Origin of the sequence: Saccharopolyspora sp. NPDC049357 (genome assembly GCF_040677225.1) — a bacterium.
GTDB lineage: Bacteria > Actinomycetota > Actinomycetes > Mycobacteriales > Pseudonocardiaceae > Saccharopolyspora.
Genome location: NZ_JBFAQJ010000055.1, coordinates 16,065 through 42,512, shown reverse-complemented (window position 1 = coordinate 42,512; position 26,448 = coordinate 16,065). Strand labels below are relative to the sequence as shown.

At 69.7% G+C, this 26,448-nt stretch carries 29 protein-coding genes; 15 read left to right on the top strand and 14 right to left on the bottom strand.

Going from position 1 to position 26,448, the window contains the following annotated elements; all coding sequences use genetic code 11:
- Nucleotides 1-176: 176 nt before the first annotated feature.
- Nucleotides 177-938, bottom strand: coding sequence for an RNA methyltransferase (locus AB0J91_RS30255; protein WP_363875722.1), 762 nt, complete (start codon nt 936-938; stop codon nt 177-179).
- Between the two features lie 81 nt (nt 939-1,019).
- Between AB0J91_RS30255 and AB0J91_RS30250 the strand changes: the two genes are divergently transcribed.
- Both AB0J91_RS30250 and AB0J91_RS30245 read left to right on the top strand, forming a co-directional pair.
- Nucleotides 1,020-2,456 carry a wax ester/triacylglycerol synthase family O-acyltransferase gene (locus AB0J91_RS30250; RefSeq protein ID WP_363875719.1) on the top strand — a complete coding sequence of 479 codons (1,437 nt, stop codon included), beginning with the start codon at nt 1,020-1,022 and terminating at the stop codon, nt 2,454-2,456.
- Complete coding sequence (locus AB0J91_RS30245; protein WP_132673233.1) at nt 2,453-2,950, top strand: hypothetical protein; 498 nt, start codon at nt 2,453-2,455, stop codon at nt 2,948-2,950. The genes AB0J91_RS30250 and AB0J91_RS30245 overlap by 4 nt, the downstream gene beginning before the upstream one ends.
- On the opposite strand, the gene AB0J91_RS30240 is transcribed toward AB0J91_RS30245, so the two are convergent.
- From AB0J91_RS30240 to aroA, 3 genes are all read right to left on the bottom strand, one after another.
- Complete coding sequence (locus tag AB0J91_RS30240; RefSeq protein ID WP_363875716.1) at nt 2,951-3,805, bottom strand: hypothetical protein; 855 nt, start codon at nt 3,803-3,805, stop codon at nt 2,951-2,953.
- Between the two features lie 154 nt (nt 3,806-3,959).
- Complete coding sequence (gene rsgA / locus AB0J91_RS30235) at nt 3,960-4,967, bottom strand: ribosome small subunit-dependent GTPase A (protein WP_363875713.1); 1,008 nt, start codon at nt 4,965-4,967, stop codon at nt 3,960-3,962.
- Nucleotides 4,968-4,983: 16 nt separating this feature from the next.
- Nucleotides 4,984-6,252: a 3-phosphoshikimate 1-carboxyvinyltransferase gene (gene aroA / locus AB0J91_RS30230; protein ID WP_363875710.1), complete on the bottom strand. Its 1,269-nt coding sequence runs from the start codon at nt 6,250-6,252 to the stop codon at nt 4,984-4,986.
- 126 nt (nt 6,253-6,378) lie between these two features.
- Between aroA and AB0J91_RS30225 the strand changes: the two genes are divergently transcribed.
- From AB0J91_RS30225 to AB0J91_RS30215, 3 genes are read left to right on the top strand one after another with little or no spacing between them, the layout of a single operon-like run.
- Nucleotides 6,379-7,134, top strand: a complete 756-nt coding sequence (locus AB0J91_RS30225) for an SOS response-associated peptidase (RefSeq protein WP_363875707.1) — start codon at nt 6,379-6,381, stop codon at nt 7,132-7,134.
- A gap of 20 nt (nt 7,135-7,154) precedes the next feature.
- The gene (locus tag AB0J91_RS30220) at nt 7,155-7,871 is read left to right on the top strand and encodes an SOS response-associated peptidase (protein WP_363875704.1); all 717 of its coding nucleotides are present in this window, start codon (nt 7,155-7,157) and stop codon (nt 7,869-7,871) included.
- Entirely contained in the window at nt 7,868-8,479 is a 612-nt protein-coding gene (locus AB0J91_RS30215) for an alpha/beta family hydrolase (RefSeq protein ID WP_210973735.1), read from the top strand. The genes AB0J91_RS30220 and AB0J91_RS30215 overlap by 4 nt, the downstream gene beginning before the upstream one ends.
- 280 nt (nt 8,480-8,759) lie before the next feature.
- Here the strand turns inward: AB0J91_RS30215 and ybaK are convergent, their stop codons facing one another.
- Nucleotides 8,760-9,236 (bottom strand): Cys-tRNA(Pro) deacylase, encoded by a 477-nt coding sequence (gene ybaK, locus AB0J91_RS30210; RefSeq protein WP_363795766.1) that lies wholly within the window; start codon nt 9,234-9,236, stop codon nt 8,760-8,762.
- Between the two features lie 174 nt (nt 9,237-9,410).
- Between ybaK and AB0J91_RS30205 the strand changes: the two genes are divergently transcribed.
- Nucleotides 9,411-10,130 (top strand): sigma-70 family RNA polymerase sigma factor, encoded by a 720-nt coding sequence (locus AB0J91_RS30205; RefSeq protein ID WP_363795768.1) that lies wholly within the window; start codon nt 9,411-9,413, stop codon nt 10,128-10,130.
- Nucleotides 10,127-10,450 carry a mycothiol system anti-sigma-R factor gene (gene rsrA / locus AB0J91_RS30200; RefSeq protein WP_132623453.1) on the top strand — a complete coding sequence of 108 codons (324 nt, stop codon included), beginning with the start codon at nt 10,127-10,129 and terminating at the stop codon, nt 10,448-10,450. Before AB0J91_RS30205 ends, rsrA begins: the two co-directional genes overlap by 4 nt.
- Before the next feature lie 196 nt (nt 10,451-10,646).
- Here the strand turns inward: rsrA and AB0J91_RS30195 are convergent, their stop codons facing one another.
- The 3 genes from AB0J91_RS30195 to AB0J91_RS30185 all read right to left on the bottom strand — a co-directional run bounded on the left by AB0J91_RS30195 (nt 10,647) and on the right by AB0J91_RS30185 (nt 12,547).
- The gene (locus tag AB0J91_RS30195) at nt 10,647-11,285 is read right to left on the bottom strand and encodes a response regulator transcription factor (protein ID WP_363875699.1); all 639 of its coding nucleotides are present in this window, start codon (nt 11,283-11,285) and stop codon (nt 10,647-10,649) included.
- A 56-nt stretch (nt 11,286-11,341) separates the two neighbouring features.
- A complete protein-coding gene (locus AB0J91_RS30190; protein WP_363875696.1) occupies nt 11,342-11,857 on the bottom strand; it encodes a DoxX family protein in 516 nt (171 codons plus the stop codon).
- Between the two features lie 75 nt (nt 11,858-11,932).
- A complete protein-coding gene (locus tag AB0J91_RS30185; RefSeq protein WP_363875693.1) occupies nt 11,933-12,547 on the bottom strand; it encodes a macro domain-containing protein in 615 nt (204 codons plus the stop codon).
- Between the two features lie 175 nt (nt 12,548-12,722).
- Here AB0J91_RS30185 and pheA point away from each other — a divergent pair, with 175 nt between their 5' ends.
- From pheA to AB0J91_RS30170, 3 genes are read left to right on the top strand one after another with little or no spacing between them, the layout of a single operon-like run.
- Nucleotides 12,723-13,646, top strand: a complete 924-nt coding sequence (pheA, locus tag AB0J91_RS30180; protein ID WP_363875690.1) for a prephenate dehydratase — start codon at nt 12,723-12,725, stop codon at nt 13,644-13,646.
- Nucleotides 13,643-14,290: a histidine phosphatase family protein gene (locus AB0J91_RS30175; RefSeq protein WP_363875687.1), complete on the top strand. Its 648-nt coding sequence runs from the start codon at nt 13,643-13,645 to the stop codon at nt 14,288-14,290. Before pheA ends, AB0J91_RS30175 begins: the two co-directional genes overlap by 4 nt.
- Before the next feature lie 46 nt (nt 14,291-14,336).
- Nucleotides 14,337-14,915 carry a TIGR03086 family metal-binding protein gene (locus tag AB0J91_RS30170; RefSeq protein ID WP_363875685.1) on the top strand — a complete coding sequence of 193 codons (579 nt, stop codon included), beginning with the start codon at nt 14,337-14,339 and terminating at the stop codon, nt 14,913-14,915.
- Nucleotides 14,916-14,984: 69 nt separating this feature from the next.
- On the opposite strand, the gene AB0J91_RS30165 is transcribed toward AB0J91_RS30170, so the two are convergent.
- Both AB0J91_RS30165 and AB0J91_RS30160 read right to left on the bottom strand, forming a co-directional pair.
- Nucleotides 14,985-15,335, bottom strand: coding sequence for a metallopeptidase family protein (locus AB0J91_RS30165; RefSeq protein ID WP_363875682.1), 351 nt, complete (start codon nt 15,333-15,335; stop codon nt 14,985-14,987).
- Nucleotide 15,336: 1 nt separating this feature from the next.
- Nucleotides 15,337-16,332, bottom strand: coding sequence for a septum formation family protein (locus AB0J91_RS30160; RefSeq protein WP_363795783.1), 996 nt, complete (start codon nt 16,330-16,332; stop codon nt 15,337-15,339).
- Between the two features lie 147 nt (nt 16,333-16,479).
- Between AB0J91_RS30160 and AB0J91_RS30155 the strand changes: the two genes are divergently transcribed.
- The 3 genes from AB0J91_RS30155 to serS all read left to right on the top strand — a co-directional run bounded on the left by AB0J91_RS30155 (nt 16,480) and on the right by serS (nt 19,822).
- The gene (locus AB0J91_RS30155) at nt 16,480-17,133 is read left to right on the top strand and encodes a hypothetical protein (protein ID WP_363875679.1); all 654 of its coding nucleotides are present in this window, start codon (nt 16,480-16,482) and stop codon (nt 17,131-17,133) included.
- Between the two features lie 3 nt (nt 17,134-17,136).
- Complete coding sequence (locus AB0J91_RS30150; protein WP_363875676.1) at nt 17,137-18,300, top strand: glutathionylspermidine synthase family protein; 1,164 nt, start codon at nt 17,137-17,139, stop codon at nt 18,298-18,300.
- 259 nt (nt 18,301-18,559) lie between these two features.
- A complete protein-coding gene (gene serS, locus AB0J91_RS30145) occupies nt 18,560-19,822 on the top strand; it encodes a serine--tRNA ligase (RefSeq protein WP_363875673.1) in 1,263 nt (420 codons plus the stop codon).
- Between the two features lie 67 nt (nt 19,823-19,889).
- Here serS and AB0J91_RS30140 read toward each other — a convergent pair whose 3' ends face one another.
- On the bottom strand, nt 19,890-20,516 hold the full coding sequence (locus AB0J91_RS30140; RefSeq protein ID WP_363875669.1) for an endonuclease: 627 nt from the start codon (nt 20,514-20,516) through the stop codon (nt 19,890-19,892).
- A gap of 51 nt (nt 20,517-20,567) precedes the next feature.
- Nucleotides 20,568-21,440, bottom strand: a complete 873-nt coding sequence (locus tag AB0J91_RS30135; protein ID WP_363875666.1) for an LLM class flavin-dependent oxidoreductase — start codon at nt 21,438-21,440, stop codon at nt 20,568-20,570.
- Nucleotides 21,441-21,559: 119 nt separating this feature from the next.
- Between AB0J91_RS30135 and AB0J91_RS30130 the strand changes: the two genes are divergently transcribed.
- On the top strand, nt 21,560-22,372 hold the full coding sequence (locus tag AB0J91_RS30130; protein WP_363875663.1) for an HAD family hydrolase: 813 nt from the start codon (nt 21,560-21,562) through the stop codon (nt 22,370-22,372).
- 140 nt (nt 22,373-22,512) lie between these two features.
- Here AB0J91_RS30130 and AB0J91_RS30125 read toward each other — a convergent pair whose 3' ends face one another.
- Together AB0J91_RS30125 and AB0J91_RS30120 are read right to left on the bottom strand one after the other, a co-directional pair.
- Nucleotides 22,513-23,571 (bottom strand): N-acetylmuramoyl-L-alanine amidase, encoded by a 1,059-nt coding sequence (locus AB0J91_RS30125; protein WP_363875661.1) that lies wholly within the window; start codon nt 23,569-23,571, stop codon nt 22,513-22,515.
- Between the two features lie 134 nt (nt 23,572-23,705).
- Entirely contained in the window at nt 23,706-24,947 is a 1,242-nt protein-coding gene (locus AB0J91_RS30120; protein WP_363875658.1) for a glycosyltransferase 87 family protein, read from the bottom strand.
- 310 nt (nt 24,948-25,257) lie between these two features.
- On the opposite strand from AB0J91_RS30120, the gene glf reads away from it, so the two are divergent.
- Nucleotides 25,258-26,448: a UDP-galactopyranose mutase gene (glf, locus tag AB0J91_RS30115; RefSeq protein ID WP_363875655.1), complete on the top strand. Its 1,191-nt coding sequence runs from the start codon at nt 25,258-25,260 to the stop codon at nt 26,446-26,448.

Here is a 26,448-nt window from a genome sequence, read left to right as displayed (position 1 = left end):
AGAGTAAGACACCGCCGACACAATCCTTATGTGGGGTGGGCAGGAGAAGAAATTCTTCTGCCCACCCCATTTTTCATGCCCGAAAAACCCGCGGGAGAACGCAATCCCGGGCTAATCGACCGACGGACACCGCAGTAGTCGCAACGGCGAGAACTGCGGTGCCCGTCCCGAGCGGGTCAGCTGAGGCTGCGGCGGCGGAGTTCGAAGCAGAGGACCGCAGCCGCGCTGGCGACGTTGAGGGATTCGACCTCGTTGGCCATCGGGATCGACAGCGGCTGGGCGATGCGCTCCTCCACCTCTGTGGAGAGACCGGCGGTTTCACTGCCGAGCACGAACACGGCGCGGTCACCGAAGTCGGTGTTGTAGAGGCTGTGCTCCGAGTCGGCGTCGAGCGCGTAGAGCGGGTAGCCGGCCTCGGTGAGCATCTCGGCCGCTTCGGCCGCGGTGCGGCTGCGCAGCACGGGAGCGTGGAAGGCGACTCCGGCGGAAGCCTTGATGACCAGCGGGTCCAGTCCGGCCACGCCGCGGTGCGGCACGACGATGCCGTCGATGCCGGAGGCGGTGGCGGTTCGCAGGATCATGCCGACGTTGGCAGGAGTGGTCAGGCCGTCCAGCAGGAGGATGGTGCGCGGGGCGGTGGCGTGGTCGGCGAGCGCGTCCGCGAGCGGCCGCATCTTGCGGGCGACGACGTCGGCCACGACGCCCTGGTCGTGACGTCCGTTGCCGGCCAGCACCTTCACCCGATGAGCGCTCGCGCGCTGCACCTTCACGGCGCGGTCCGCGGCCGCCTCCTCGATTTCCGCGATGGCCCCACCGCGGAGTCCTTCCGCGACGATCACCTTGTCGACCCGCAGGTCGTAGTCGGCCAACGCCTCCAACACGGGCTTGCGGCCGTAGACGGTGACGAATCGGTCCTTCGGGGAAACTTCGCTGGTCACACCATCAAGTGTCACATGCCCGCGTTGCGGCCCGGCGGGTGAACCCCTCGGTCCGGCCGGGATGTGTGCCAGGATCTCCGCATGCCCGATCGCCTTTCCGCCGTCGACGCCTCCTTCCTCTACCTGGAGGACTACACGACACCGATGCACGTCGGCGGTGTCGCGGTTTTCCGCCGGCCTCGCAGCGATTTCGACTACGAGCACCTGTTGTCGATGGTGGATCGGCGGCTCGGTCTGGTGCCCCGCTACCGGCAGCGGGTGATGGAGGTTCCGGGCAGCCTGGCGCGTCCGGTGTGGGTGGACGATCAGGACTTCGACCTCACCTACCACGTTCGCCGGTCGGCGCTGCCGAAACCGGGCAACGACGATCAGCTGCACGACCTCGTGGCGCGACTGATGTCCCGCAAGCTCGACCACACCCGGCCGCTGTGGGAGCTGTACCTCGTCGAAGGCCTGTCGAAGAACCGTGTCGCGATCATCACCAAGACCCATCAGGCGATGATCGACGGCATCGGTGCGATCGACATCGGGCAGGTCATCTTCGACCTGCAGCGCAACCGCGAGATCGAGGACGTGGACGCGCTGTGGATGCCGCGACCGGCTCCGACCGTGGCTCAGTTGCTGGTGGAGGCGGCGACGGACGCGGTGCAGCGGCCGGGCGAGGTGGTGGAGAACGTCCGGGCGGCCATGGTCGACGCCTCGGCGACGGTGCAGAAGGTGACGCGCGCTCTCGGCGGCGTCGCTTCGGCCGTCCGGGCGGCAGTGGTGCCCGCACCCAGCGGCCCGCTGAACGCGCCGACGTCGACGCAGCGGCGGTTCGCCGTGGCGAAGGCGAAGCTGGACGATCTGCGGGCGGTGCGGCAGGCGCACGGCAGCACGGTCAACGACGTGGTGCTGGCGGTGGTCGCCGGCGCCCTGCGGAACTGGTTGCTCTCGCGAGGCGAGGTGGTCACCCCGTCGACGACGTTGCGGGCCATGGTGCCGGTGTCGGTCCGCGACGACGACGCGGAGGCGGACGCCGCCTACCAGGACACGGCGAGCCTGCCGGTCGGCACCGCGGGCAACAAGGTGTCGGCGTACCTCGTGGACCTGCCGGTGGGCGAGGGCAACCCCACGATGCGGTTGCACCAGGTCAGCCATGCCATGCGGGCGCACGCCGAGTCCGGCCAGTCGGTGGCCGCGGACGCCCTGGTGAAGGTCAGCGGTTTCGCTCCGCCGACGTTGCACGCGCTGGGCGCGCGGGTGGCCAACGAGTTCTCGGACCGGTTGTTCAACGTGCTGGTCACCAACGTCCCGGGGCCGCAGGTGCCGCTGTACGCGGCTGGGGCGAGGATGATGGAGATGTTCCCGGTGGTGCCGCTGGCCAAGAACCAGTCGCTGTCGGTCGGTGTCACCTCGTACAACGGCGCGGTGTACTTCGGGCTGAACGCGGATCGGGATGCGATGCCCGACGTCGGCGTGCTGGCGGCGATGATCGGTGAAGCTGTAGACGAGATGATCGGGACGGTCGACGCATGAGGATTTACCTGCCTGCCACGCTGCCGATGCTGCAGCAACTGGTGGCGGACAAGCAGATGCAGCCGCTGGGCGGGACGGCGTTCGCGCTGACTCCGGCGCTTCGCGAGTCCTACGCGACCGGCGACACCGAAGAGCTGGAGTACGCCGCGATGCGGGAGGCCGCTCGTGCCTCGTTGCGGCTCCTGGCCGCTGACGAGGAAGGCAAGATCGAGCAGCGGCGGGTGGTGATCTCCGCCGACGTGGACGACGTGACGCTGCGGCCGGACCTCGACCACGCGGTGGTGAAGGTGTCAGGCCCGGTGATCTGGAAGCAGCTCGCGGCCGTGCACGTGGACACCACCGAGGCCGAGGACGCGGTCCGGTCGGCGGCCGAGGTCATCGACGCCGCCGACCTGGGAGATCCGGACGCGGAGTTCGCCCTCGGCGACGCCGAGGATCACGAACTCGCCTGGTACGCGCCGCAGGAAGTCCCGTTCCTGCTCGAACTCATGTGATCAGCGCGGCGGCTGCGCCATCGGCGGGAGGTCGTCGAAGACTCCGACCTGGGCGGCCGGGGGCAGCTGGATGTCCACCGGGGTTCCCCAGTCGCGGTAGGTGGAGGTGAGCGAGACCTCGCCTGCCTGGGCGATGTTGGTGGTGGAGGCGAACTTGGCGGGAAGGCCCTGCTCGTCGAGCCACAGCTGGAAGCCGAGCTCGCGCTCGCCGTCGTCGGCGGCCCGCTGGAAGCGTTCGCGCTGCTGCTCGTCGGGGGCCGTCCTGGCGGCTTCCTCGGTGAGGATCCGCAGGTCGTAGCGGGTGGTGGGGCGGCCTTCGACGGTGTCGGGCGCCGACCCCTGGATGCGGGTGGCCTGCTCGACGCCGCTGAACGTGGCGCGCGGGTCGACGGATTCGTGCAGCTGGTCCAGGGCGGGGCTGAGCAGCTTCGAGCCGAAGTCCGAGCCGTCCTGGGAGATCTTCAGCCACGGCTTGGTCGCGTCCGGCCGGGCCAGCGGGGTGTTGAGGTAGCCGACCTCGTCCACGATGGACACGGCGAGCTTCTCGGTGCGCGCGTTGCGGGTCTTGCCGTCGAGCGCGAGGTCGGCCTGCGGGCCCCGGTACCGGACGGCTCCGTCGGCGTTGAGCTGTCCGACCACGCCGAGGCTTCCGGTCATGGTGGCGTGCGCGGTGCCGCGCGCGTTGATCTTGTTGATCGTGTCGGCGAGAAGGGCTTCGGCGACCGGACGCGGATCGGGACGGGCCATCGGCAGTGCCGCGTGTGGTTGGGGTGGCGCGCTGGTGCAGGCGTTGAGGGTTGCGGCAAGGGCGAGACCAGCGGACAGCACCGCAGTCCTGGTGCGGGCACGGGGCATCGGACGTGCTCCTCGGCGGGTGGCGGATGGCTTGGACGTCGTCGCTGGCCAACGCTAGCAACGAAGTTCCAAACCCACCGGGAACGCGATTCCCCATTAGAGGGATGGATTGAGCGCCGCGGTTGCCCCGCTCAGGGGGCCGCGCGCCGCACCGTCAAGCCTCGTCGAGACCGGCTCGGGAGCGCAGGAGGCGGCGGAGCGAGGCGAGCTGGTCGGAGCTGCCGCCTTCCTGCTCGGCGTAGGTGTCGAGGTAGCAGTCGGGGTCGTCGGCCCCACCGAGGTGGCCGCAGTTCGGCGGGCACTCCTCGGCGGCTTCGGCGAAACCCTCGAACGGGGCGATCACGTCGTCGGCGGTGACGTGGGCCAGGCCGAAGGAGCGGATGCCGGGTGTGTCGACGACCCAACCGTCGCCGGGCAGGGCGAGTGCGACCGCGGAGGTCGAGGTGTGGCGGCCCTTGCCGACGCCGCTGACCTCGCCCGTGGCTCGTTCGGCGGCCGGGACCAGCTTGTTGACCAGCGTGGACTTGCCGACGCCGGAGTGGCCGACGAGCGCGGAGACCCGGCCGGCGAGCATGTCGCGCAGCTCGTCGGGTTCGGCGTCGAGGCTGGTGATGGTGATCGGCATGTCCAGCGACGAGTAGCTGGCGATCCACTCGCCGGGGTCGGCCAGGTCGGCCTTGGTCAGGCACAGCACCGGCGCCAAGCCGCCCGCGTAGGCGGCGACCAGGCAGCGGTCGATGAATCCGGGGCGCGGTGGCGGGTCCGCGAGGGCGGTGACGATGATCAGCTGCTCCGCGTTGGCGACGACCACTCGTTCGTAGGGGTCGGTGTCGTCGGCGGTGCGGCGCAGCACGCTGGCGCGGTCGGCGACGCGGACGATGCGCGCGAGCGTGTCGGGCTTGCCGGAGACGTCGCCGACGACGCCCACCAGGTCGCCGACGACGACCGGGGTGCGTCCGAGCTCGCGGGCTCGCATGGCGGTGACGACGCGGCCCGGGTCGCTGTCGAGGGCGACGGTCCACCGGCCTCGGTCGACGGCGATGACCATGGCTTCGGCGGCGTCGGAGTGCTTGGGCCGCTGCTTGCTGCGCGGCCTGCTGCCCCTCCCGGGGCGCACCCGCACGTCGGACTCGTCGAGGTTCCGCCAGCCGCGCTTGCTCATCTGCGGGCCCCCGGGATCATGCGGGCTCCCCGAGCATCGCGGTCCACATCCCGGGGAAGTCCGGGATGGTCTTGCTGGTGGTGGCGATGTCCTCGACCAGCACGCCGGGCACCTTGAGGCCGAGAATCGCGCCCGCGGTGGCCATCCGGTGGTCGGCGTAGGAGTGCCATTCGGCGCCGGTCAGCGGGCGGGCGTCGATGATCAGGCCGTCCTCCGTCTGCTGGGCGTTGCCGCCGAGGTTGTTCAGCTCGGTCTCCAGGGCGGCGAGCCGGTCGGTCTCGTGGCCGCGCAGGTGCGCGATGCCGCGCAGGTGGGACCGGCCGGTTGCCAGCGCTGCCAGCGCTGCGACGGTGGGGGTGAGTTCGCCGACGGCGCGCAGGTCGATGTCGACCGGTGCCAGCTCGTCGGGGCCGGTGACGGTCAGGCCGTCGGAGTCGAGGCGGACGTCGGCGCCCATCTTGGTGAGGATGTCGCGGATCGCGTCGCCGGGCTGGGTGGTCCGGGCCGGCCAGCCCGGCACGGTGACGGTGCCGCCGGTGACGGCCGCGGCGGCCAGGAACGGGGTCGCGTTGGACAGGTCCGGTTCGACGTCCGCGTCGAGCGGGCTGATCGGGCCGGGTTCGACGCGCCAGGTGTTGCGCTGGGAGGCGTCGACGATGACTCCGGCGTCGCGCAGCATCGCTACGGTCATCTCGATGTGCGGCAGCGACGGCAGCGGAGGGCCGGAGTGCCGGACGGTGACGCCCTTGTCGAAGCGCGGGCCGGACAGCAGCAGGCCGGAGACGAACTGCGACGACGCCGAGGCGTCGATGGTGACCGTGCCGCCGGTCAGGTTGCCGCTGCCGCGCACCTCGAACGGCAGGGAGTCGCCGGTGATGTCGGCACCGAGCTCGCGCAGCGCGTCGAGCACGGTGCCCAGCGGTCGTGCGCGGGCCTGCGGGTCGCCGTCGAAGGAGATCCGGTCGGTGGCCAGTGCGGCGACCGGGGGCAGGAAGCGCATCACGGTTCCGGCCAGGCCGCAGTCGACCTCGGCTGGTCCGCGCAGGTCGGCCGGGGTGACCTGCCACGATCCGTCCGGGCCGTCGGCGATCGTGGCGCCCAGCGAGCGCAGCGCTGAGGCCATCAGCTCGGTGTCCCGGCTGCGCAGCGGCGCGCGCAGCGCGGAGGGCCCGTCCGCGAGCGCCGCGAGCACCAGAGCCCGGTTGGTGATCGACTTGGATCCGGGCAGCGGGACGGTCGCGCGCACCGCGCCGGTGGCGGCGGGAGCAGGCCAGAGCTGGGTCATGCACCAATGATCCCGCATTCCACCCGGGTATTTCAGCGCCGGGGCGGTCAGGACGCTCGCCTGGGATGAACGGGACTGCCAGGATGAAGTGGACACGCCGTCGATTCGCGGGAGGTTGGACTCCGGATGTGCGGCCGATATGCCTCCAGCAAGGATCCCGGCAAGCTCGCGGCGGAGTTCGCGGCCTTGGACGCCACCGGCGGTGCGGCGCCGGGCGCGGACTTCAACGTCGCCCCCACCAAGCGGGTGCTGACGGTCGTCCAGCGGCATCCGCAGGACGAGACCGGGGAAGCCGATCTGGAGCGGACCGAGCGGTCGATCCGGGTGATGCGGTGGGGTCTGGTGCCGTTCTGGGCGAAGGACAAGTCCATCGGCAGCCGGATGATCAACGCCAAGTCGGAGACGGTGACCAGCAAGCCGGCGTTCCGGAGCTCGATCAAGCGCTACCGCTGCCTGGTCCCGGCGGACGGTTGGTACGAGTGGAAGCGCGAGGGTGCTGCGAAGCAGCCGTACTTCATGACCCCGCCGGACGGTTCGAGCCTGGCGATGGCGGGCATCTACTCGACCTGGCGGGAGAACGACGAGGCCGAGCCGCTGGTGACCTGCTCGGTGCTGACGGCGGCGGCGGTCGGCCCGCTGACCGACGTGCACGACCGGATGCCGCTGCTGCTGCCGCAGCGGGCGTGGTCGCAGTGGCTGGATCCCGATCAGCCGGACGTGTCGGACCTGCTCGCGCCGCCGTCGCTGGAGATCGCCGAATCGCTGGAGGTCAGGCCGGTTTCCACGGCTGTCAACAGCGTCCGCAACAACGGTGTGGAACTGCTCGATCGCGTGTCTCTCGACGCGGGGGAGAAGGCGGTAGGTTTGGACCGGGAGAAGTAGTCGAGTCGAGGTGAGAGCGGATGTGTGGTCGCTACGCCGTGCGGCGGGACCCGGCGGCGTTGGCCGAGGAGTTCGCGGCCGCTGATCGCACGGAGGGCGCGACCGTCGCGGACTTCAACATCACGCCCACCAAAACGGTTCCGATCGTGGTGCAGCGCGGTGACGAGCGCAGCGTGCGGCCGGTGCGCTGGGGCCTGGTGCCGACCTGGGCCAAGGAGGCCGACGGCGGGCCGCCGATGATCAACGCGCGGGCGGAGACGATCACCGCCAAACCGGCTTACGCGGAATCCGCGCGGCGGCGCCGCTGCCTGATGCCGGCGACGGGTTGGTACGAGTGGAAGCCCGGTGACAAGCGGCGTCAGCCCTACCTGTGCCGGCGTCGAGACGGCGCGAGCATGGCGATGGCCGCGGTGTTCTCCGCGTGGTGGGACCCGAGAACTGCCGGTGAGCCGCTGGTGACGTGCGCGGTGGTCACCACCGACGCGGTCGGCGAGCTCGCCGACGTCCACCACCGGATGCCGCTGGTGCTGCCCGAGGAGCGCTGGGCGGACTGGCTGGATCCCACGCGCAGCGAGATCGACGAGTTGCTGCGTCCTGATCCCGGCGTGCTCGGCGAGTTGGCGCTCCACACCGTGTCGACCGAGGTGAACAGCATGCGCAACAACCATCCTGACCTGCTGGAACCTGCCGATCCGGTGCCCGAGCCGGCTGAGCAAGCGGCGTTGTTCGAGTCATGACCAGCATCGAGGTCGACACCCCGCACGGCCCGGCACGGGCCGAGCTGCACTGCGCTGAGGAAGGTCGTGCCGCGCTGCTGCTGGGGCACGGCGCGGGTGGCGGGATCAACGCGCCCGATCTGGTGGCGGCGACTCGCGCGGCCACCGATGCCGGGGTGCACGTGGCGCTGGTCGAGCAGCCCTACCGGGTGGCCGGCCGCAGGGCTCCGGCACCGGCCAAGCAGCTGGACGCGGCGTGGCTGGCGGTGGTCGAAGACCTCGGCGAGCGCTGGTTCGCCGATCTGCCGCTGATCTTCGGCGGGCGTTCCTCCGGGGCGAGGGTGGCCTGCCGCACCGCGGATGAGGGTGAGGCGGAGGCGGTGCTGTGCCTGGCGTTCCCGCTGCACCCACCGGGCAAGCCGGAGAAGTCTCGGGCGTCGGAGATCGACGCGGTGGAGAACCCGGTGCTGGTCGTGCAGGGTGAGCGCGACGCGTTCGGCAGGCCCGAGCCGGCGCACAACCGCGAGGTCGTGCTCGTGGCGGGGGATCACTCGCTCAAGGCTGACGTCGATGCCGTGCACCGGGCGACGTCGGAGTGGCTGACGCGGGTGCTGCGGCTGATCGACTGACCTCGCTCGGGCGAGTGATTTCGGTTGTGGAGCCGTGCGCTGCGATTTCTTCCTGCGCAGGTGGGAGGCCTGGCGCCGGGGCGTGATCACCATCTGAAATTCGCGGCCTTGCTCTTCCGCGTCCGGAGTCCTCAACATCGGTCGGCGCTGGGCCCCCGAGCTCGTGCAACCGGACAGGGCGATTACCCGATCTTGTCCGGCGCGGGGTGCGGCTGTTGCGCGGCAGCGGCACCAGGTGCCGAGGGGAGCGGTCCTCCGGGGTCGCTCCCCTCGGGCCCGCTCAGGCCGAGATCTCGGCGAAGGTCGCGCTCAGCAGGTCCGCCAGTTCGTTCGGGGACAGCTCGATCTCCAGTCCCCGGCGTCCCGCGCTGCAGAAGATCGTGTCGAAGCCCTGAGCGGAGGTGTCGATGACGACCGGCAGGCGCTTCTTCTGGCCCAGCGGGGAGATGCCGCCTGCGACGTAGCCGGTGGCTCGTTCCGCCGCGGCGATCTCGGCCATCTTGGCCTTCTTGCCGCCGGCGGCAGCGGCCAGGGCTTTCAGGTCGAGTTGCCCGGTGACGGGAACAACACCGACGGTGAGGTTGCCGTCGACGTCCGCGACCAGCGTCTTGAACACTCGATCGGGTGATTGGCCGAGTGCTTCGGCGGCTTCGAGTCCGAACGACTCGGCACGCGGGTCGTGGTCGTAGGCGTGCACGCGGTGCGTCACGCCCTTCTTGGTCAACAGCGCCGTCGCCTGGGTTCCCTTGCCTGCCACGCACGTCACTCTAGAGCCCGGAATAGCGCCTCCGGAGGTGGTGTTGAACCCAGCGTGACGATGGATTCGACGAACACCTGCGTGCTGGACCGCCCACCGCGCCCGCAGCTGTCGCCGCCAGGAAATGGCAGGACAGCGCGGGTATCCTCGAACACGGACCATGCGAAGGAGTGCATGGGTTCGTCGTCTGCCGCCACGTCGTCCGGGCGGCGGGAAAGGAGCCTGGTGCCGAGCACCCCAGAGGACTCTGCCAACACCGCGCGCACCGACGCTGTCACCACGCAGGACGTCGAGCGGGCGGAGGAGACCGACGCGCAGCGCGCGGCCCGCTTCGAGCGGGACGCGATGCCGCTGCTGGACCAGCTCTACGGTGCGGCGCTGCGGATGACCCGCAACGCCCAGGACGCCGAAGACCTCGTTCAGGAGACCTACCTGAAGGCGTTCTCGGCGTTCAAGTCCTTCACCCAGGGCACGAACCTGAAGGCCTGGCTGTACCGGATCCTCACCAACACCTACATCAACGGCTACCGCAAGCGGCAGCGACAGCCGCAGCAGCAGCCGACCGATGAGATCGCCGACTGGCAGCTCGCGCAGGCCGAGAACCACACGTCGACGGGACTGCGCTCGGCCGAGGTCGAGGCGCTGGACCGGCTGCCCGACACCGACGTGAAGGCCGCGCTGCAGCTGCTGGCCGAGGAGTTCCGCATGGTCGTGTACCTCGCGGACGTGGAAGGTTTTGCGTACAAGGAGATCGCCGAGATCATGGGCACTCCCATCGGCACCGTCATGTCGAGGTTGCACCGTGGTCGCAGGCAGCTGCGTGAGATGCTCACCGACGTCGCCCGTGATCGAGGCTTCATGCGGGAGACCCAGCAGGAGGTGAGCACTTCATGAATTGCGGTGAGCCGGACGAGGCATCCTGCCAGGACGCGCTCGCCGAGGTGTGGCTGTTCCTGGACAACGAGTGCGACCAGGCGCGGCGCGAAGCCGTGCAGCGTCACCTCGATGGTTGCGGAACGTGCCTGGAGCACTTCGGCATCGAGGAACACCTGAAGGCGTTGTTGCAGCGCAAGTGCAGCGGTGAGCACGCTCCGACGGAGCTCAAGGACCGCCTGCGCTCGTCGATCCGCGAAGCGGTCCTGAGCAAGGCCGAGATCACCGTCGAGCACGGGCCAGAAGGAACCTCGGTAGAGGTCCGAGCGAAGAAGGCTTAGATCTCTTCGGGAATTTTGCGTGACGGTGCGGGTGGCGGAGCCTGACACGCCGCCTGGACTCCGGGCGCCACTCCTCATGCATGCCAATACACGTCGTCGCGGCGTCCTCGCCAGGCGACGTGTCAGAACCCGCGGCCGTGCCGGCTGCTCGGGTGGGGCAAGGAGAAAGCGCCTACGGCGCTTGCCCGCTGTTTCCTCAGGTCTTCTCCCTGCGGGCTACCCAGGCCGCTGCTTGGGTTCTGCGTTCCATGCCGAGCTTGGCCAGTACTGAGGTCACGTAGTTCTTGACGGTCTTCTCCGCCAGGAACAGGCGCTCTGCGATCTGGCGGTTGGTCAGGCCCTCGCCGATCAGCTCCAGCACCTTGCGCTCGCGCTCGGTGAGGGCGGCGAGCTCGTCCGGTTCCGGGCTGCTGGACTGGCGCAGGTGGTCGAGCACCCGCCCGGTGGTGACCGGGTCCAGCAGCGAGCGGCCGGCGGCGACCTCGCGGACGGCGTTGACCAGGTCTTGGCCGCGCACCTGCTTGAGCAGGTAGCCCGACGCGCCCGCGTTGATCGCGCCGACCAGCGCCTGCTCGTCGTCGAAGGCCGTCAGGACCAGGCAGTACGGCGCGTCGTCCAAGGCCCGCAGCTTGCGGCACAGTTCCAGTCCGTCGCCGTCGGGCAACCGCATGTCGATGACCGCGACGTCCGGCGCGGTGGCCTGAGCGCGCGTCAGCGCCTCGTTGACGCCACCGGCCTCGGCGACGATCTCGACGTCGGGTTCGGTGTCCAGCAGGTCTCGCAGACCTCGCCGGACGACCTCGTGATCATCGACCAACAGCACCCTGACCGCCACGACGCCCACGCTAATGGGCGCCGGTGGCGGTCCGCGCAGCAGTGCCGCGTTTCGGGCTACTTCTTCTTCGCACCCGTCTTCTTCGCGTTCTTCGCGCCGGTCTTCTTCGCGGTCTTCTTGGCGATGCGGGCGCTCTTGCGGGCCCGGTAGCCGACGCTGGGCTTGCCGCCGGTGTCGACCGCCGCCAGCAGCACGCCGCCGAGCAGACCCAGGTTCTTCAGGAAGTGGATCTGCTGCTCTGAGCGCAGCTGCGGGTCGTGCTCCTCCCAGAAGCGGTGCGCGGCCAGCGTGGTCGGGACGATGCTGCCCGCCAGCAGCAGCGATGCCATTCGCGGGAACTTGCCCAGCGCCAGCAGCGCACCCGCGCCGATCTTCACGGCGGCGTCGATGCGCACCAGGGTCTCGGGGTCGGTCGGCACCTGCTCGGGCAGCACGTGGCGCACGGGGCCGGTCGCCTTCTCCAGCAGCGGCGCAGCGCCCTTGGCGTGGTTCGGGGTGTCCTTGAGGGCACCGATCCCACCCATGATGAAGATCGAAGCCAGCATCGGACGAGCCAGACGGCGGATCAGCATCGGGGGAACCTCCTAGATGGGTCGTCTTGAGCCTGACCGTACTTTTCAGGGCCCCGTTCCGCCTGGCAGCGGGCGTCAGTGCAGATCGACCTGGGCGAACACTTCGTCCCATGCGGCCGCGACCTGGCGGGCGCACAACTGCGGGGCCGCGCCGCCGATCCCCGTGCCCAGGCCGGGCATCGCGATCGAGTGCACCACCTGGTGCACCGGGGCGCCGTTGTCGAGCACCGCGCTCGCCCACAGCCGCAGCATCGCGCGGGCCGCGAGGTAGGGGTGCACGGTGTCGGCGGGCAGCGTCTCGCCGGGCTCGCGCATGGTCGGTGCGCTGATCAGCCAGATCGGGTTGGGGACACCGGTGGGGACCAGCAGCGCCTCGCCCACCGGCAGCTCGCCGCCGTGGTAGGCGAGCACGGCGCTGCGCACCTGCTCCTCGACCTCTGGGAAGGCGCGGGCGTACACCGCGTCGATGCCACCGCGCATCCAGCCGTAGGAGTTGGCGGGGCTGACGACGGCGTCCACCTGAACGTCGAGAACCGAGCCTTGATGAACGGAAATGCCGGGCCGGCTTTCCGCGATCTCCTGCCATGCAGCGGCCAGCGGCTCGTCCAACGCGCACAGGACGAGCTGCAGCTCCGGCTCCGCTCCTTCTGCCGATGAGCGCCCCGAATCTGCGGTCACGCCCCACAGCATCGCAGGAATGCACCGCGTAGTGGCATTGGGTAGGTCACATCCGCGACGACGTGGCGTTTAGCCCCGCGGAGCGGGGCCGGAACGGTCACGGAGCGTGGAAACCCCTCAGTAGCCGTTGAAAAAACGTTCATGTGGCCCAATCCGGGCGGCCTTGCGCGGCCCGTAACCTGGGCGGGTGCCAGAAATCGCCTACCTCGGTCCGCCGGGAACCTTCACCGAGCAAGCGACTCGGCTGCTGACCGCCGACTTCGACGCCGAACTCGTGCCCTGCGAAACCGTGCCGGTGGCGCTGGCCGCGGTGCGCTCGGGGGAGGTGCTGGCCGCCGGGGTCCCGGTGGAGAACTCAGTGGAGGGGTCCGTTCCGGCCACGCTCGACGCGCTGACCGTGGACGATCCGCTGGTCGCGGTCAAGGAGGCCGTGATCCCGGTCCAGTTCGACGTGTTCGCTCAGCCGGGCATGACGCTGGGGGAGGTCGCGACCGTGGCCAGCCATCCGCACGCGCTGGCGCAGGTGCGCGGCTGGCTGGCCGAGGCGCTGCCGAAGGCCGACGTCCGCGCGGTCAGCTCGACCGCCGCTGCGGCCGCCGCCGTCGCCGACGGCGAGTACGACGCGGCGATCTCCGCGCCGGTGGCCGGTGAGCACTACTCGTCGCTCGACCGCCTGGCGACCGGCATCGCCGACGTCCGCGACGCGGTCACCCGGTTCCTGCTGCTCCGCAGGCCGGGGACGCTGCCGGAGCCGACCGGCGCGGACCGGACGTCGATCTGCGCGGTGATCGGCGACGAGGTCGGCACGCTGTCGGACATGCTGGCCGAGCTGTCGCTGCGCGGCATCAACCTGAGCCGGATCGAGTCCCGGCCGGTCAAGGACCACTTCGGGCACTACCGCTTCTACCTGGACTTCGACGGGCACGTGGCCGACGCGCGGATCGGCGAGGCGATGGCGGCGCTGCAGCGCCGCTGCGACTCGGTGCGCTTCCTCGGCTCGTACCCGAAGGCGGACCGGAAGCCCGCGTCGGTGCGGCCGGCTTCGTCGGAGCAAGCGTTCCGGAACGCGGCCGAGTGGTTGGCCGCCGTGCGTGCGGGGAGGCTCGCGTGAGTGATTTCGAGTTGGCGGCGCCGGAGGGCGTGCGGCTGGTGCTGGCCCGCCACGGGCAGACCCCGGCGAACGTCGCCAAGCTGCTCGACACCCTTCCGCCCGGCCCGGGGCTGACCGAGCTCGGGCAGCAGCAGGCCGAGGAGCTCGCCGAGCGGTTGGCCGCGCGCGAGGACAAGATCGTCGCGGTGCACGCCAGCGGGGCGCGTCGCGCGCAGGAGACCGCCGAGCCGGTCGCGCGGCGGCTGGGCCTGCCGTTGCAGCTGGCGGAGGGCACGCACGAGGTGTTCGTGGGTGAGCTGGAGGGGCTGGGCGGTCCGGCGCTGGAGGTCTTCGACGACGTCTACGCCCAGTGGCACGGCCACGACCTGGACGTGCCGATGCCCGGTGGCGGGGAATCCGGCCGCGACGCGATCACCCGGTTCCTCATCGGTGCCCGCACCGCCCTGGAGGGCGTGTCCGAGGGCACGGTGGTGATGGTCAGCCACGGCGCGATGCTGCGGCTGGTCGCGGGCGTGCTGGTCGAGGAGGTCACGAGTGCCGAGGCCGACTCGCTGCACCTGCCCAACACCGGCCTGATCGTGATCGAGTCCGACCCGACGACCGGCACCGGCTGGCGCTGCCTCACCTGGGACGGCCTGCTCTAGACCGGTCAGCGGGCGGGTGTCGGTGGTGAGCCCTACGGTGCCGCTCATGGTCGACGCGAATGCGCAGATCGGCGTGCTGGCCGCCGAATCCCTGGAGTTCTTCGTCGGAGCGGTGCAGCGGGTTCCGGCCGATCGCTGGGACGAGCCCTCCAACCTCGACGGCTGGAGCGTGCGCGACCTCGTCGGGCACGTCACCGGCAGCGCGACGAAGATCGCGACGCTGCTGGAGGACGGGGAGGTCTGGAACACCCCGTCCGAGCCGGCCGACTGGGTGTGCGCGGACCCCGCCGCGGAGCTCCGCGAGATCGCCGAGCGGATCCGCCGCGCGCTGCCCGGAGCCGATCTGGAGGCGCCGCGGCCCTCACCGGCCGGGGAGGTGCCGCTGCGTCAGGCGCTGGCGTTCCCGGTCGCGGACCTCGCCATGCACGGCTGGGACCTGCACCGCAGCTGCGGGCGCTCGGTCGAGCTGCCCGCGGACCTAGAGGCCTTCTGCCGGGCGTTGATCGAGTCCGTGCCGGAGCAGGCCATGCGGCGGCCGGGTGGCTTCGCCGCCGCCAAGACCGCGCCCGAGCGGGCGACCTCGACCGAGCGGCTCATGGCCCACCTCGGCCGCTCCGTGGACTAGGAGTTGCTCAGGGATCCGTTGCTCGGCGGTGCGAGCTGAAGTCCCACACCTGCAGTTCTCGAACGGGGTTCAGCCCCAGCCGAGTTCGTGGAGCTTGTCGTCGTCGATGCCGAAGTGGTGGGCGATCTCGTGGACGACGGTGATGGCCACCTCGTCGACCACCTCCTCCTCGTCCTCGCACATCGCCAGCAGCGGATCGCGGAAGATCGTGATCGTGTCCGGCAGGACGCCGCTGTAGGTGTGGTCGCGTTCGGTCAGCGCGATGCCCTCGTAGAGGCCCAACAGCTCGGGGTCCTCGGGGTGGGCGTCCTCGACCAGCACCACCACGTTGTTCATCGCGGTCGCGAACTCCGGCGGGAGCCGGTCCAGGGCGTCGCCCACCAGCTCGTCGAAGCGGGCGCGGGTCATCTCCACCGGCATGTCAGCGCGGCTGCTCGGTGGCGGGGGCGCCAGGCTCGGTGGGTGCCGTGTCGCCGGCCGGGGCCGTGCCGACCTGCACCCGGCCCTTGATGCTGCCGCTCACGGGCGCGAGCCCGCTGCCATCGGGCAGCTGCGCGCTCAGCTTGCAGTTGACCTGCCGCGAACCGGCCGCCCAGCTCTCCTCGGACAGGGTGTCCCAGTAGACGATCAGGCCCTTGTCCTTGGCCGCCGTCGGTCCGCCCGCGTAGGCCGCGGTCAGGTCCAAGCACCTGGTGGCCAGGAAGCCGTCCTGGTCGTTCTCCGACGGGAAGTCGCCCTGGAACTGATCGGCCAGGTTGATCACGGCGCTGAGCTCCACCGCGTGCGGCCGTGCGCAGTCGACAGGGTCCCAGACCTGGGTGCCGTTGATGCCCAGGCAGCGGCCCGCCGGGTAGACGTTCGACTGGTCCATCTTCGAGGCCTCGCCGGTGATCGGGAACAACTTCCCGGATGGTCCCGGCTGCTGCAGGCCGCAGTGCAGCGTGCGGTCGCCGTCGGCCCAGCCCTCCTGGCTGGGGGTGAAGGCGCCGACGGTGAAGCGGCCCTCCTTGTCGAACCTGCCGCCCAGGTACTGGTCGGAGACCTCGATGCAGCGCTGCTGCTTGACCTCCTGCCACTGCTGGGTGCTCGGGAACGGCGCGGTCGGGCCGAACTCCCGCAGGTCGTACGGGCCGGTGACCTCGAACAGGTGCGGTTCGGCGCAGGTGACCTTGCGGATGTCCGCGGCGTCCGGCTCGGTCCAGTTCAGGCACTCACCGGCGCGCGTCTCGAAGACGACCTCGGGCGCGGGCGCCTCACCGATCCCCGCCGGGCCGCCGACCTTGCCGGACTCCATCGGCCAGTTCAGCAGGATGCTGACCGTCAGGATCAGCAGTGCACCGATCGCGGCCGCGACCATCACCAGCTTGGCGTTGGGCGGCTTGCGGCGGGATTCGGGTGTGCGCTCGGGCTGGACCATCGAACCCATCATGCCTGGCGCAGATGTGGGCTGGCAGCCATCCGCGCCGGAAGTGGAGAGGAAAGGAACTCATTCGTTGCCGTGAGCGTCCATTCATTGAGTAGTGTGGCGCTTGGGAGTGGGGCAATGACGGAGAATGGCAAGCCAGTGTCAGACAACGAGCGGCCGCAGGGGGGCTCCTCCCCGGACGAGCCGACCCAGCAGATGCCGGCGGACGCCCAGGGGCGGATCCGCTACCAGGACCCGCAGAGCACGACGCCGCGCGAGCCCACGCTCGCCGAGCAGAAGGCCAGGCAGATGGCCGAGCAGCGTCGTGCCGAGGCCGAACGCGCCGAGCAGGCGGCGGCCGCTGCGAAGACGGCCAAGCGCCGGAAGATGCTGATCGGCGGCGGTGCGACCGTCGGTGTCGTCGCGCTCGTCGCGGCGATGTACTCGGCGTCCGAGGTCAGCGCTCAGGCCAACGCCTCGACCGAGTACTGCGCGACGGACCAGAACGGTCAGCCCGGTGTTCGCGACCAAGACGACTACTGCGACGAGAACTACGTCAACAGCCACGGCGGGTACACCCACGGTGGCATGTTCTTCATGCCGATCATCCTGCCCGGGGGCGGCTTCGGCGGTCACCACTCGTACCGGTACGCCTACACCCCGGCGGGCACGGCCCCGCCTGCGATCGGTTCGCCGGCGGCCGGATCGACGTTCAACAAGCCGTCCGGTAGCACCGTGAAGAACACCAAGGGCTCGACCGTCCAGCGCGGTGGGTTCGGGATCTCCAGCAAGTCCGGTAGCAGCGGGAGCTGACGAGTGAAGCGCAAGACCGGGGCCCGGCGCCCGGACTGGCAGTCGAAGGTCGAAGAGCTCGGGCTCGTCTTCGGGACCCCGGCGCGCGCCGCCGACGGCAGCAACCGGCCCTACTGGGACGAGGGCGTGCACTACGAGTTCAGCCTCGACGAGGTCCTCTCGCTGGAGGCCGACGTCGAACTGCTGCACTCGATGTGCCTGGACGCCGTCGATCACGTGATCACCACCGAGCGGTACAAGGACTTCGGCATCCCCGAGTGGGTGTGGCCGCACATCGCCGAGTCCTGGCGCCGTCGCGACCCGCACCTCTACGGGCGCTTCGACCTGCGCTACGACGGCTCCGGTCCCGCCAAGCTGCTGGAGTACAACGCCGACACGCCGACCTCGCTGCTGGAAGCCGCGGTCGTGCAGTGGCACTGGCTCACCGAGGTCCACGACGGCGACGACCAGTGGAACTCCATCCACGAGAAGCTCGTGGAGCGCTGGGGCGAGATCAAGCCGCAGCTGGCGACCAACGAGGTGCACTTCACCTGGTCCGCCCAGGAGCACACCGGTGAGGACAACCTCACCGCCGCCTACCTGCAGGAGACCGCCGCCGAGGCGGGCCTGAACACCGTCGGCCTGGCCATCGAGGAGATCGGCTGGGACAGCCTGCTGGAGCGCTTCGTCGACCTCGAAGAGGCGCCGATGAACTCCGTCGCCAAGATCTACCCCTGGGAGTGGATGGTCGACGACGAGTTCGGCAAGCACGCGATCACCACGCTGCCGGCCACCCAGTGGGTCGAGCCGCTGTGGAAGATGCTGCTGTCCAACAAGGCGCTGCTGGCGATCCTCTGGGAGATGCACCCCGGGCACCCCAACCTGCTGCCCACCTACCTGGACCAGCCCGGACTGCTGACCGAGTACGTGCGCAAGCCGCGGCTCGGGCGCGAGGGCAACAACATCACCATCGCCGCGCCCGGCTGGGAGACCGAGACCGGCGGGTTCTACGGCGAAGAGGGATTCGTCTACCAGGCGTTCGACCCGCTGCCCGAGTTCGACGGGATGCGGCCTGCGCTCGGGGCTTGGGTCGTCGGGGACGAGTCCGCCGGGTTGGGGATTCGGGAGACGGCTGGGTTGATCACCGATGATGGGGCGGCGTTCGTACCGCACCGGATTCCTCAGTGAGTTGGTTCTTGCTGCTCTGTGATTTTTTGGCTGGGCGCGGCGCGAGTGACGGGACCTGAGCGGTCTTCTGGCGTTCGAGACTTCTACTGCACACCAGAGAGCCGCTCAGAACCCGCGGCGGTGCCGGTTGCTTCGTGGGGGTAGTGAGAAAACGGCTTCGCCGGTTGCCTGACGGTGTTGCCTGGGGAAATTGGGGTCGCTTGGTTTGTGGGCACCCTGGGCACGCCGTGTTCCGGTGGGCCGACTACGCTGACCAGCTGTGATCGACCTGAAGACGCTACGCGATGATCCGGAAGCGGTGCGCGCGTCGCAGCGCGCACGTGGTGAGGACGCGTCCCTGGTGGACGCGCTGCTGTCCGCCGACGAGCGTCGCAGGTCCGCGGTGTCCCGGGCGGACAACCTGCGCGCCGAGCAGAAGCAGTTCGGCAAGCAGGTCGGCAAGGCCAAGGGCGAGGAGCGCGACGCGCTGCTGGCCCAGGCCAAGGAGCTGGCCGCGCAGGTCAAGGAGGCCGAGGGCGAGCAGTCCGAGACCGACGCCGAGCTGCTGCGGCTGCAGAAGGCCGTCTCGAACGTCGTCGAGCCCGACGTGCCGCCGGGCGGCGAGGACGACTTCGCGGTGCTCAAGCACGTGGGCGTCCCGCCGGAGTTCGACTTCGAGGTCTCCGACCACCTGGAGCTGGGCAACGCGCTGGGCGCGTTCGACATGGAGCGCGGGGCGAAGGTCTCCGGCGCTCGCTTCTACTTCCTCACCGGCATCGGCGCGCAGCTGGAGCTGGCGCTGCTGAACATGGCCGCCGCGCAGGCGACCGCCGCCGGGTTCACGCTGGTCGTGCCGCCGGTCCTGGTGCGTCCGGAGATCATGGACGGCACCGGGTTCCTCGGCGCCCACTCCAGCGAGGTGTACCGGCTGGAGGAGGACGACGCCTACCTGGTGGGCACCTCCGAGGTTCCGCTGGCGGGCTACCACTCGGGCGAGATCCTCGACTTCGCCGACGGTCCCGCGCGCTACGCGGGCTGGTCGACCTGCTTCCGCCGCGAGGCCGGCTCCTACGGCAAGGACACCCGCGGCATCATCCGCGTGCACCAGTTCAACAAGCTGGAGATGTTCGTCTACTGCCGGGAAGAGGACTCCCGCGACGAGCACCAGCGCCTGCTGGCCTGGGAAGAGGAGATGCTGGCCAAGATCGAGGTGCCCTACCGGGTGATCGACACCGCGGCCGGTGACCTCGGTTCGAGCGCGGCCCGCAAGTTCGACTGCGAGGCGTGGGTGCCCAGCCAGGGGACCTACCGCGAGTTGACGTCGACCTCGAACTGCACCACGTTCCAGGCGCGACGGCTCAACACCCGCTACCGCGACGCCGACGGCAAAACCCGCTTCGCGGCCACCCTCAACGGCACCCTGGCGACCACCCGCTGGATCGTGGCGATCCTGGAGAACCACCAGCAGGCCGACGGTTCCGTGCGGGTTCCCGAGGCGATGCGCCCGTTCCTGGGAGGCCTCGAGGTCCTCGAACCCAAGTGACCGCAGGCTGAAACGTCGACGAGACCCCGGTTCCGCCGGGGTCTCGTCTCTTTTCGGCTGAAGCCTCTCACCGCACGGCGGAGGCGAGGTTGCGGTCGAGGGTGCTGCGGACCAGGGCGGCGGCGAGCCTCGCGAGGTCGGGGCCCTCGACCAGGTCGGCGAGCTTGTCCGGGTCGGTGGGCAGGCCCAGCTTCTTCGCGCCGCTGAGGGCCTTGCCGTCGAAGTAGGGGCGCAGTTCGGGCCAGACGAGCTGAGCCTCGCGGCAGAAGATGTCGGCGCCGACCGGGCCCAGGCGCGGCAGATCCATCAGGAGCCTGCGCAGCTCCTCCGGATCGTCGTCGGACTTGGCCCGGAGTTTTCGCAGGTCACCGTGGTAGCGGTCGAGGAGCAGCTCGGCGCCTTCACCCAGGGCGGTGGACGTGCTCTCGTCGTAGCGCCGGTAGTGCGCGCGGCCGAGGGCGTCGACGCGCTGCTGCCAGGTGGCGTCGAACATCTTCTGCGGGCTGTTCCACTGCGCCAGCTCACGGGCGGCGTCCACCGCGATGCCCGCCTTGATCCGCGTCGACAGCAGCACCGAGAGCACCGCCAGCCGGTACAGCGGTGAGGGCTTGTTGGTCAGCGTGATCCCGGCTTCGCTGGCGAAGCTGGTCCCCGCCTCGTCGAGCAGGGTCTGCACCTTGGTCCGCACCGACATCGTCACCACCTCCTGCCGACGACGGATACCCACGTCGACGGGGTGGCACACCTACAGCTCGGGGAGGACCTCGGTGGCGATCTCCTCGACCGTGGACTCCTTGCCCGCGTACGGGCTGTCGGCTCGGGGCCAGTGGGTGATGACGTCGGTGAAGCCGAGTTCGTCGGCGCGGCCGACCACGTCGCGGAAGTGCTCCACACTGGACAGTGAGAACTCCGGTGCGGCGTCGACCTGCAGGTACCGGTGCACCTTCGCCGGGTCGCGGCCCTGCTGGTGGCAGATGTCGGTGAAGCGCAGCGACAGCTCCGCGACCGCGCGCCACCAGCTCTCCAGGTCGTCCCCGCCTCGACCGGTGGTCACCCAGCCCTGGCCGTGCTGCGCGGCCAGCTCCATCGAGCGGGTGCCGTTGGCGGCCACGACGAACGGGATGCGCGGCAGCTGCACGCAGCCGGGCGCGCGGCGCGCCTGCACCGCCGAGTAGTAGGTGCCGTCGTAGTCGGTGACGTCGAAGCGCAGCACGTGGTCGAGGAGTTCGAGGAACTCCGCGAAGCGGTCGGAGCGCTCCGGCGGCGTGAGCTCGGGCTGTCCCAGCACGTTCGCGTCGAACCCGGTTCCGCCCGCGCCGATGCCGAGGGTGATGCGGCCGTCCGCGATGTCGTCCAGGGCGGTCAGCTCGCGGGCGAAGTGCACCGGGTGCCGGAAGTTCGGGGAGGCGACCAGCGTGCCGAGCCGGATCGTCGAGGTGACGGTGGCGGCCGCGGTCAACGTGGGCACCGCGTCGTACCAGGCCTTGTCCACCAGGGAACGCCAGCCGAGGTGGTCGTAGGTCCAGGCGTGGGCGAAGCCGTACTCCTCGGCCATCCGCCACAGCGGCTCGGCAGCCCACCAACGGTGTTCGGGCAAGATCACGATCCCAACGCGCACGGGTAGACGGTACTGGTCTCGCTCAAGGGCGTTCGACCCGATCAGGTGACGAACGTCCCTTCGCCCTCTTACCAGCCACGACGCCCGCGAGCGGTGGTGCGGCGGGCATGATGGGGCGCGTGCGTGAACCTGGCCTGGTGGCATCAGACGTGGACGGAACCCTGCTCGATCCGATGGAGGAGGTGTCCGCCCGGACAGCGGCCACGGCCGGCCGGGTCGTCTCGTCGGGAACGCCGTTCGTGCTGGTCACCGGTCGTCCGCCGAGGTGGATGCCGCGCGTGGTCGCCGCTCTCGGGGTGTCCGGCATCGCGGTGTGCGCCAACGGCGCGGTCACCTACGACACCGCCGCCGACCGGGTGCTGCACAGCCACGACATCGATCCGGTGACGCTGCACGACGTTGTGCGGGAGCTGCGGCACGAGCTGACCGGCTGCGCGTTCGCGGTCGAGCGCGCGACCCGCACCGCCCACGACGACCTGCGCGAGCAGTTCCTCGCCGAGGCCGAGTTCCACCGCGGCTGGATGAACACCGACATCCGCGTCGCGCCCACCGACGAGGTGACCGGCAAGCCCGCGATGAAGCTTCTGGTGATGCACCCGGGGATGAACAGCGCCGAGCTGTCGGTGGCCGCCGCCGAGATCATCGGCGACCGGCTCCGGTCCACCTACTCGACGGAATCGGGCCTGATCGAGTTCTCCGCGCCGGGCGTGGACAAGGCGGCAGGACTGGCCGCCGTGGCGGCGGATCTCGGCATCGCGCGGTCGGAGGTGATCGCCTTCGGCGACATGCCCAACGACGTCCCGATGCTCACCTGGGCCGGTCACGGCGTGGCCATGCGCAACGCCCACCCGGACGCCCTCGCGGCGGCCGACGAGGTCACCACGACCAACGCGGAGGACGGCGTCGCCCAGGTCCTCGAACGCTGGTGGTGAACACTCCAGGGGCGCCTCCCCGGCCCGGGCAGGCGCCGCTCAGCGGTAGGTGGTCCCGGATTTCAGTGGAAATCGGGCCCCGGGTTTCAGTGGAAGTCGGGGACCGGACTTCAGTGGAAATCCGGGTCTTCCGGGTGGGTTCAGGGCTGGGTGGAGCGTTGGGCCTCGGACGCCTGGGACCGGATGGCTCCGAGCTGGTCGTAGCCGCGCTTGCCGGGGCAGGCCGTGTGGGCGGCGTCGCGGTGGCCGAAGATCGTGGGCAGCGTGACCTCCGTGCCCGCCGGGTACTTCGAGCCCTGGGGCGCTTTGGAGACCAGGCGGGTGGTGCCCTCGGCCGGAACGCCCTTGGTCTTGAGCTTCCAGGCCGCCACGTTCGCCACCGAGCGAATCATCTGCGACGCGGGCGTCACGCCGTCGTAGTTGCCCATCATCGAGATGCCGAAGGTGTGGTCGTTGAACCCGCGCACGTGACCGCCGATCGTCTCGCCCGCGAGACCGCCGGTGCGGCCCTCGAAGACGGTGCCGCACTTGTCGACCAGCGCGTGGTAGCCGATGTCGCCCCAGCCCAGCTCGACCGCGTGGTACTGGTAGATGCCGCGCACGATCTTGGCGGACTCGCCGCAGGTGTAGCCGTTGGTGCCCGCGGTGTGGTGCACGACGGCGGCCTTGGTGGTGGTCCGCTCGACCGGCCAGGTCATCTTCGACTCGTCAGCGCCCCACTGCGCGCGGGTGACCACCGGCGGAGCGCCCGCGACAGGCGTGCTCGCCTTGGGCGAGGCGGCCTGCTCGCCGGGGTCGATGCCGATGAACTGCAGCCGGTCGGTGACGTCCTGACCGTGCTCGTCCGCGCGGACCTGCACGTCGTTGCTGCGGCCGGTCCACATCGGCTCGCTGCCGCCCTCCTCGGCTTCCAGCGGAGTCCACGAGCTCCAGCCCTCCGAGGTGCGGGTGCGCACCTCGATGCGGTCCGGCGCGGGTCCTCGCCAGGTGAATCCGACCAGTTCGAAGGCCTTCTCGCTGTGCACCTCGCGGACCGCGGCCCGCGTGGTGGCCACGTCGTGCAGCGGGATTCGGACGGTCTGCGCCTCGGGCGGTTCCGGGGTCGGACCGGCGGCGCCGGGAGGCCCGGAGATCGGAAGAACGGCCATGGTCAGCAGGGCGGTGGCCGCCAGCCTCGGACGTGCGGACCGAAAACGCATGGGCGATACCTCGCTTCGACTGGAGGGCGAGCGTCCTTTTTCGACACACGCTTCCTGGCGAAGAACGAGTATGGGTCCGAAACAGATCACTCGCCTTCCGGAACTCCGTTATGCCCGAATCCGCGGGTCGGGATTCAGCGTCCCGGAATGAGAGAACCGTTCGGGAATTCCGGGGAATTCACCGGTCGCCGCCCGAATCGCACATAAGCCACCGCCGCGCACACCAGGAATCCGATCCCGATCAACGTGTAGGCGTTGCCGACGATCTGCTGCGAGAAAGTCCAGTCGAGTTCGCGATCACCGGTGTTGGGCAGGTACCACTGCGGCCCGGCCAGAACCGTGATCGCCGAGATCACGACCGCGATGGTCATCCCGTGCCAGCGGTTGCGCAGCGACATCATGAACACCAGCGCCAGCGCGGGACCGGCCCACACCCAGTGGTGCGACCAGGAGATCGGCGAGACCAGCAGGACCCACACCGCGTTGAGCACGAGCGCCAGCGGCACGTCGCGCACGCTCAGCGCGTAGCGGATGCCCATCACGGCCAGCGCGAGCAGCAGCAGCGATCCGGTGACCCACAGCGAGTCGAGCGCGAACCCGGTGAGCTCCTGCTTGGCCAGCAGGCTGCGCAGCGTCAGGTTGCCCGCGTAGACGGTGCCGAAGGAGTCACCGGTGGACAGCATCTTGTCCAGCCACCAGTCCGCCGAGTCGTGCGGCGCGGCCAGCAGTCCCAGGAACACGGTGGAGGCGAAGGTGACGCCGGTGATGGACATGGCCCGGTAGTCCCGGCGCAGCAGGAAGAACAGCAGGAAGCCCAGCGGGGTCAGCTTGATCGCGGCGGCGATGCCGACCAGCATCCCGCGCGGCCAGCGGGTGCGCGGCAGCAGGCAGTCGGCGGCGACCAGGCCCATGAGCACCAGGTTGATCTGGCCGTAGTTGAGGGTTTCGCGGGCCGGTTCGATCAGCGTCAGCCACGGCAGCAGCAGCGCGGTGGCCACGGCGACCCGGCCGGCGTGGGGCGCGAGGTATCGCGAGGAGCGGGCCAGCGAGTAGGCGGTCAGCAGGATCGCCAGGTGCGAGCACAGCGCCACGACCACGACGGCGGCCTTCTCGGACATCCAGGTCAGCGGGACGAACAACAGCGCGGCGAACGGCGGGTAGATGAAGGGCAACGTCGCGGAGTCCGGCGATTCGGGGGTCAGATCGTCGCCGTAGACCTGGTAACCGTTGAGCCACGCGCGCGCACCAAGCCGGTAAATCTCGGTGTCCATGTAGCCGCGGGTGTCGATCCAGTGCACGAACCAGACCGCCAGCACCTCGAGCACGATCGCCGCGATCAGCAAGTGACGCCCGTCACGGGCGCGGGTCGACCCCACAGCTCACCACCCAGTGTTGCGCGCCCGTCCCGGAGTCTCGGACCTGCGTGAAAGGGTTTCACCGGCGCGTCGATACGGCGCGATGGTAGCGCCCGCACGACTCGCCGGGCGGGTCGCCTAACGGGTATTAACAGCCACGAATAGTCGCCGCCGGTGTCGCGGCAGTCACCCCCGACGGGTGATGAAATGCCTGGACAACGAGGAATGGGCGGTCTTCGGGAGTGATATCGACACTCTTCGTGGTCATATGTAGCCAATAACGTCAACGCGGTTTCGGGGTGGCATCGCGCTACAGCTACCCTCGACGACTGTGAGCTTCGCAGGCTATGACCTGATCGTTGTTGGTTCCGGATTCTTCGGCCTCACGATCGCAGAGCGCGCCGCCACCCAGCTGGACAAGCGGGTGCTGGTGCTGGACCGACGTGACCACATCGGGGGCAACGCCTACTCGGAGGCGGAGCCTGAAACCGGTATCGAGGTGCATCGCTACGGCGCGCACCTTTTCCACACCTCGAACAAACGCGTGTGGGATTACGTAAACCAGTTCACCGAATTCACCAACTATCAGCACCGGGTGTTCACCAAGCACCAGGGGCAGATTTACTCGTTCCCGATGAACTTGGGGCTGCTGTCCCAGTTCTTCGGTCGTGCGTTCACCCCGGACGAGGCGAAGGCGCTGGTCGCCGAGCAGGCGGCCGAGATCGACACCGCGGACGCGCAGAACCTTGAGGAGAAGGCGATCTCCCTGATCGGCCGCCCGCTGTACGAGGCATTCGTGCGCGGTTACACGGCCAAGCAGTGGCAGACCGACCCCAAGGAACTGCCCGCGGCGATCATCAGCCGGCTGCCGGTTCGCTACAACCTCAACAACCGCTACTTCAACGACGACTTCGAGGGGCTGCCCGTCGAGGGCTACACCGCGTGGTTGGAGAAGATGGCGGAGAACCCGAACATCGAGGTCCGGTTGGCGACCGACTTCTTCGACGTTCGCGGTGAGCTGCCCACCGACGTCCCGGTCGTCTACACCGGTCCGCTGGACCAGTACTTCGACTACGCCGAGGGCGAGCTGGGCTGGCGCACCCTGGACTTCGAGACCGAGGTCGTCAACACCGGTGACTTCCAGGGCACGTCGGTGATGAACTACGCCGACGAGGAAGTCCCCTACACCCGGATCCACGAGTTCCGGCACTTCCACCCCGAGCGGGACTACTACCCGACGGACAAGACGGTGGTCGTGCGCGAGTACTCGCGGTCCGCGGAGAGCGGGGACGAGCCCTACTACCCGATCAACACCCCGGAGGACCGGCGCAAGCTGGAGGCCTACCGCGAACTGGCCAAGAACGAGGCCAAGGAGCGCAAGGTCATCTTCGGTGGTCGACTGGGCACCTACAAGTACCTGGACATGCACATGGCCATCGGCTCGGCGCTGAGCATGTTCGACAACAAGATCGCTCCATACTTCACCGAGGGCCGTTCGCTGGACGGCTCGCTGGAGGACTGA

Bases quoted from the DNA above. Each gene is read 5' to 3' on its own strand.
- AB0J91_RS30185 (WP_363875693.1), bottom strand. From the start codon at position 12,547: ATGCTGTGGGGCGTGACCGCAGATTCGGGGCGCTCATCGGCAGAAGGA.
- AB0J91_RS30220 (WP_363875704.1), top strand. From the start codon at position 7,155: ATGTGTGGTCGCTACGCCGTGCGGCGGGACCCGGCGGCGTTGGCCGAG.
- AB0J91_RS30170 (WP_363875685.1), top strand. From the start codon at position 14,337: ATGGTCGACGCGAATGCGCAGATCGGCGTGCTGGCCGCCGAATCCCTG.
- aroA (WP_363875710.1), bottom strand. From the start codon at position 6,252: ATGACCCAGCTCTGGCCTGCTCCCGCCGCCACCGGCGCGGTGCGCGCG.
- AB0J91_RS30215 (WP_210973735.1), top strand. From the start codon at position 7,868: ATGACCAGCATCGAGGTCGACACCCCGCACGGCCCGGCACGGGCCGAG.
- AB0J91_RS30190 (WP_363875696.1), bottom strand. From the start codon at position 11,857: ATGCTGATCCGCCGTCTGGCTCGTCCGATGCTGGCTTCGATCTTCATC.
- AB0J91_RS30245 (WP_132673233.1), top strand. From the start codon at position 2,453: ATGAGGATTTACCTGCCTGCCACGCTGCCGATGCTGCAGCAACTGGTG.
- rsrA (WP_132623453.1), top strand. From the start codon at position 10,127: ATGAATTGCGGTGAGCCGGACGAGGCATCCTGCCAGGACGCGCTCGCC.
- AB0J91_RS30160 (WP_363795783.1), bottom strand. From the start codon at position 16,332: ATGGTCCAGCCCGAGCGCACACCCGAATCCCGCCGCAAGCCGCCCAAC.
- AB0J91_RS30225 (WP_363875707.1), top strand. From the start codon at position 6,379: ATGTGCGGCCGATATGCCTCCAGCAAGGATCCCGGCAAGCTCGCGGCG.
- AB0J91_RS30250 (WP_363875719.1), top strand. From the start codon at position 1,020: ATGCCCGATCGCCTTTCCGCCGTCGACGCCTCCTTCCTCTACCTGGAG.
- AB0J91_RS30205 (WP_363795768.1), top strand. From the start codon at position 9,411: ATGGGTTCGTCGTCTGCCGCCACGTCGTCCGGGCGGCGGGAAAGGAGC.
- AB0J91_RS30165 (WP_363875682.1), bottom strand. From the start codon at position 15,335: ATGCCGGTGGAGATGACCCGCGCCCGCTTCGACGAGCTGGTGGGCGAC.
- AB0J91_RS30125 (WP_363875661.1), bottom strand. From the start codon at position 23,571: ATGCGTTTTCGGTCCGCACGTCCGAGGCTGGCGGCCACCGCCCTGCTG.
- AB0J91_RS30140 (WP_363875669.1), bottom strand. From the start codon at position 20,516: ATGTCGGTGCGGACCAAGGTGCAGACCCTGCTCGACGAGGCGGGGACC.
- rsgA (WP_363875713.1), bottom strand. From the start codon at position 4,967: ATGAGCAAGCGCGGCTGGCGGAACCTCGACGAGTCCGACGTGCGGGTG.
- AB0J91_RS30240 (WP_363875716.1), bottom strand. From the start codon at position 3,805: ATGCCCCGTGCCCGCACCAGGACTGCGGTGCTGTCCGCTGGTCTCGCC.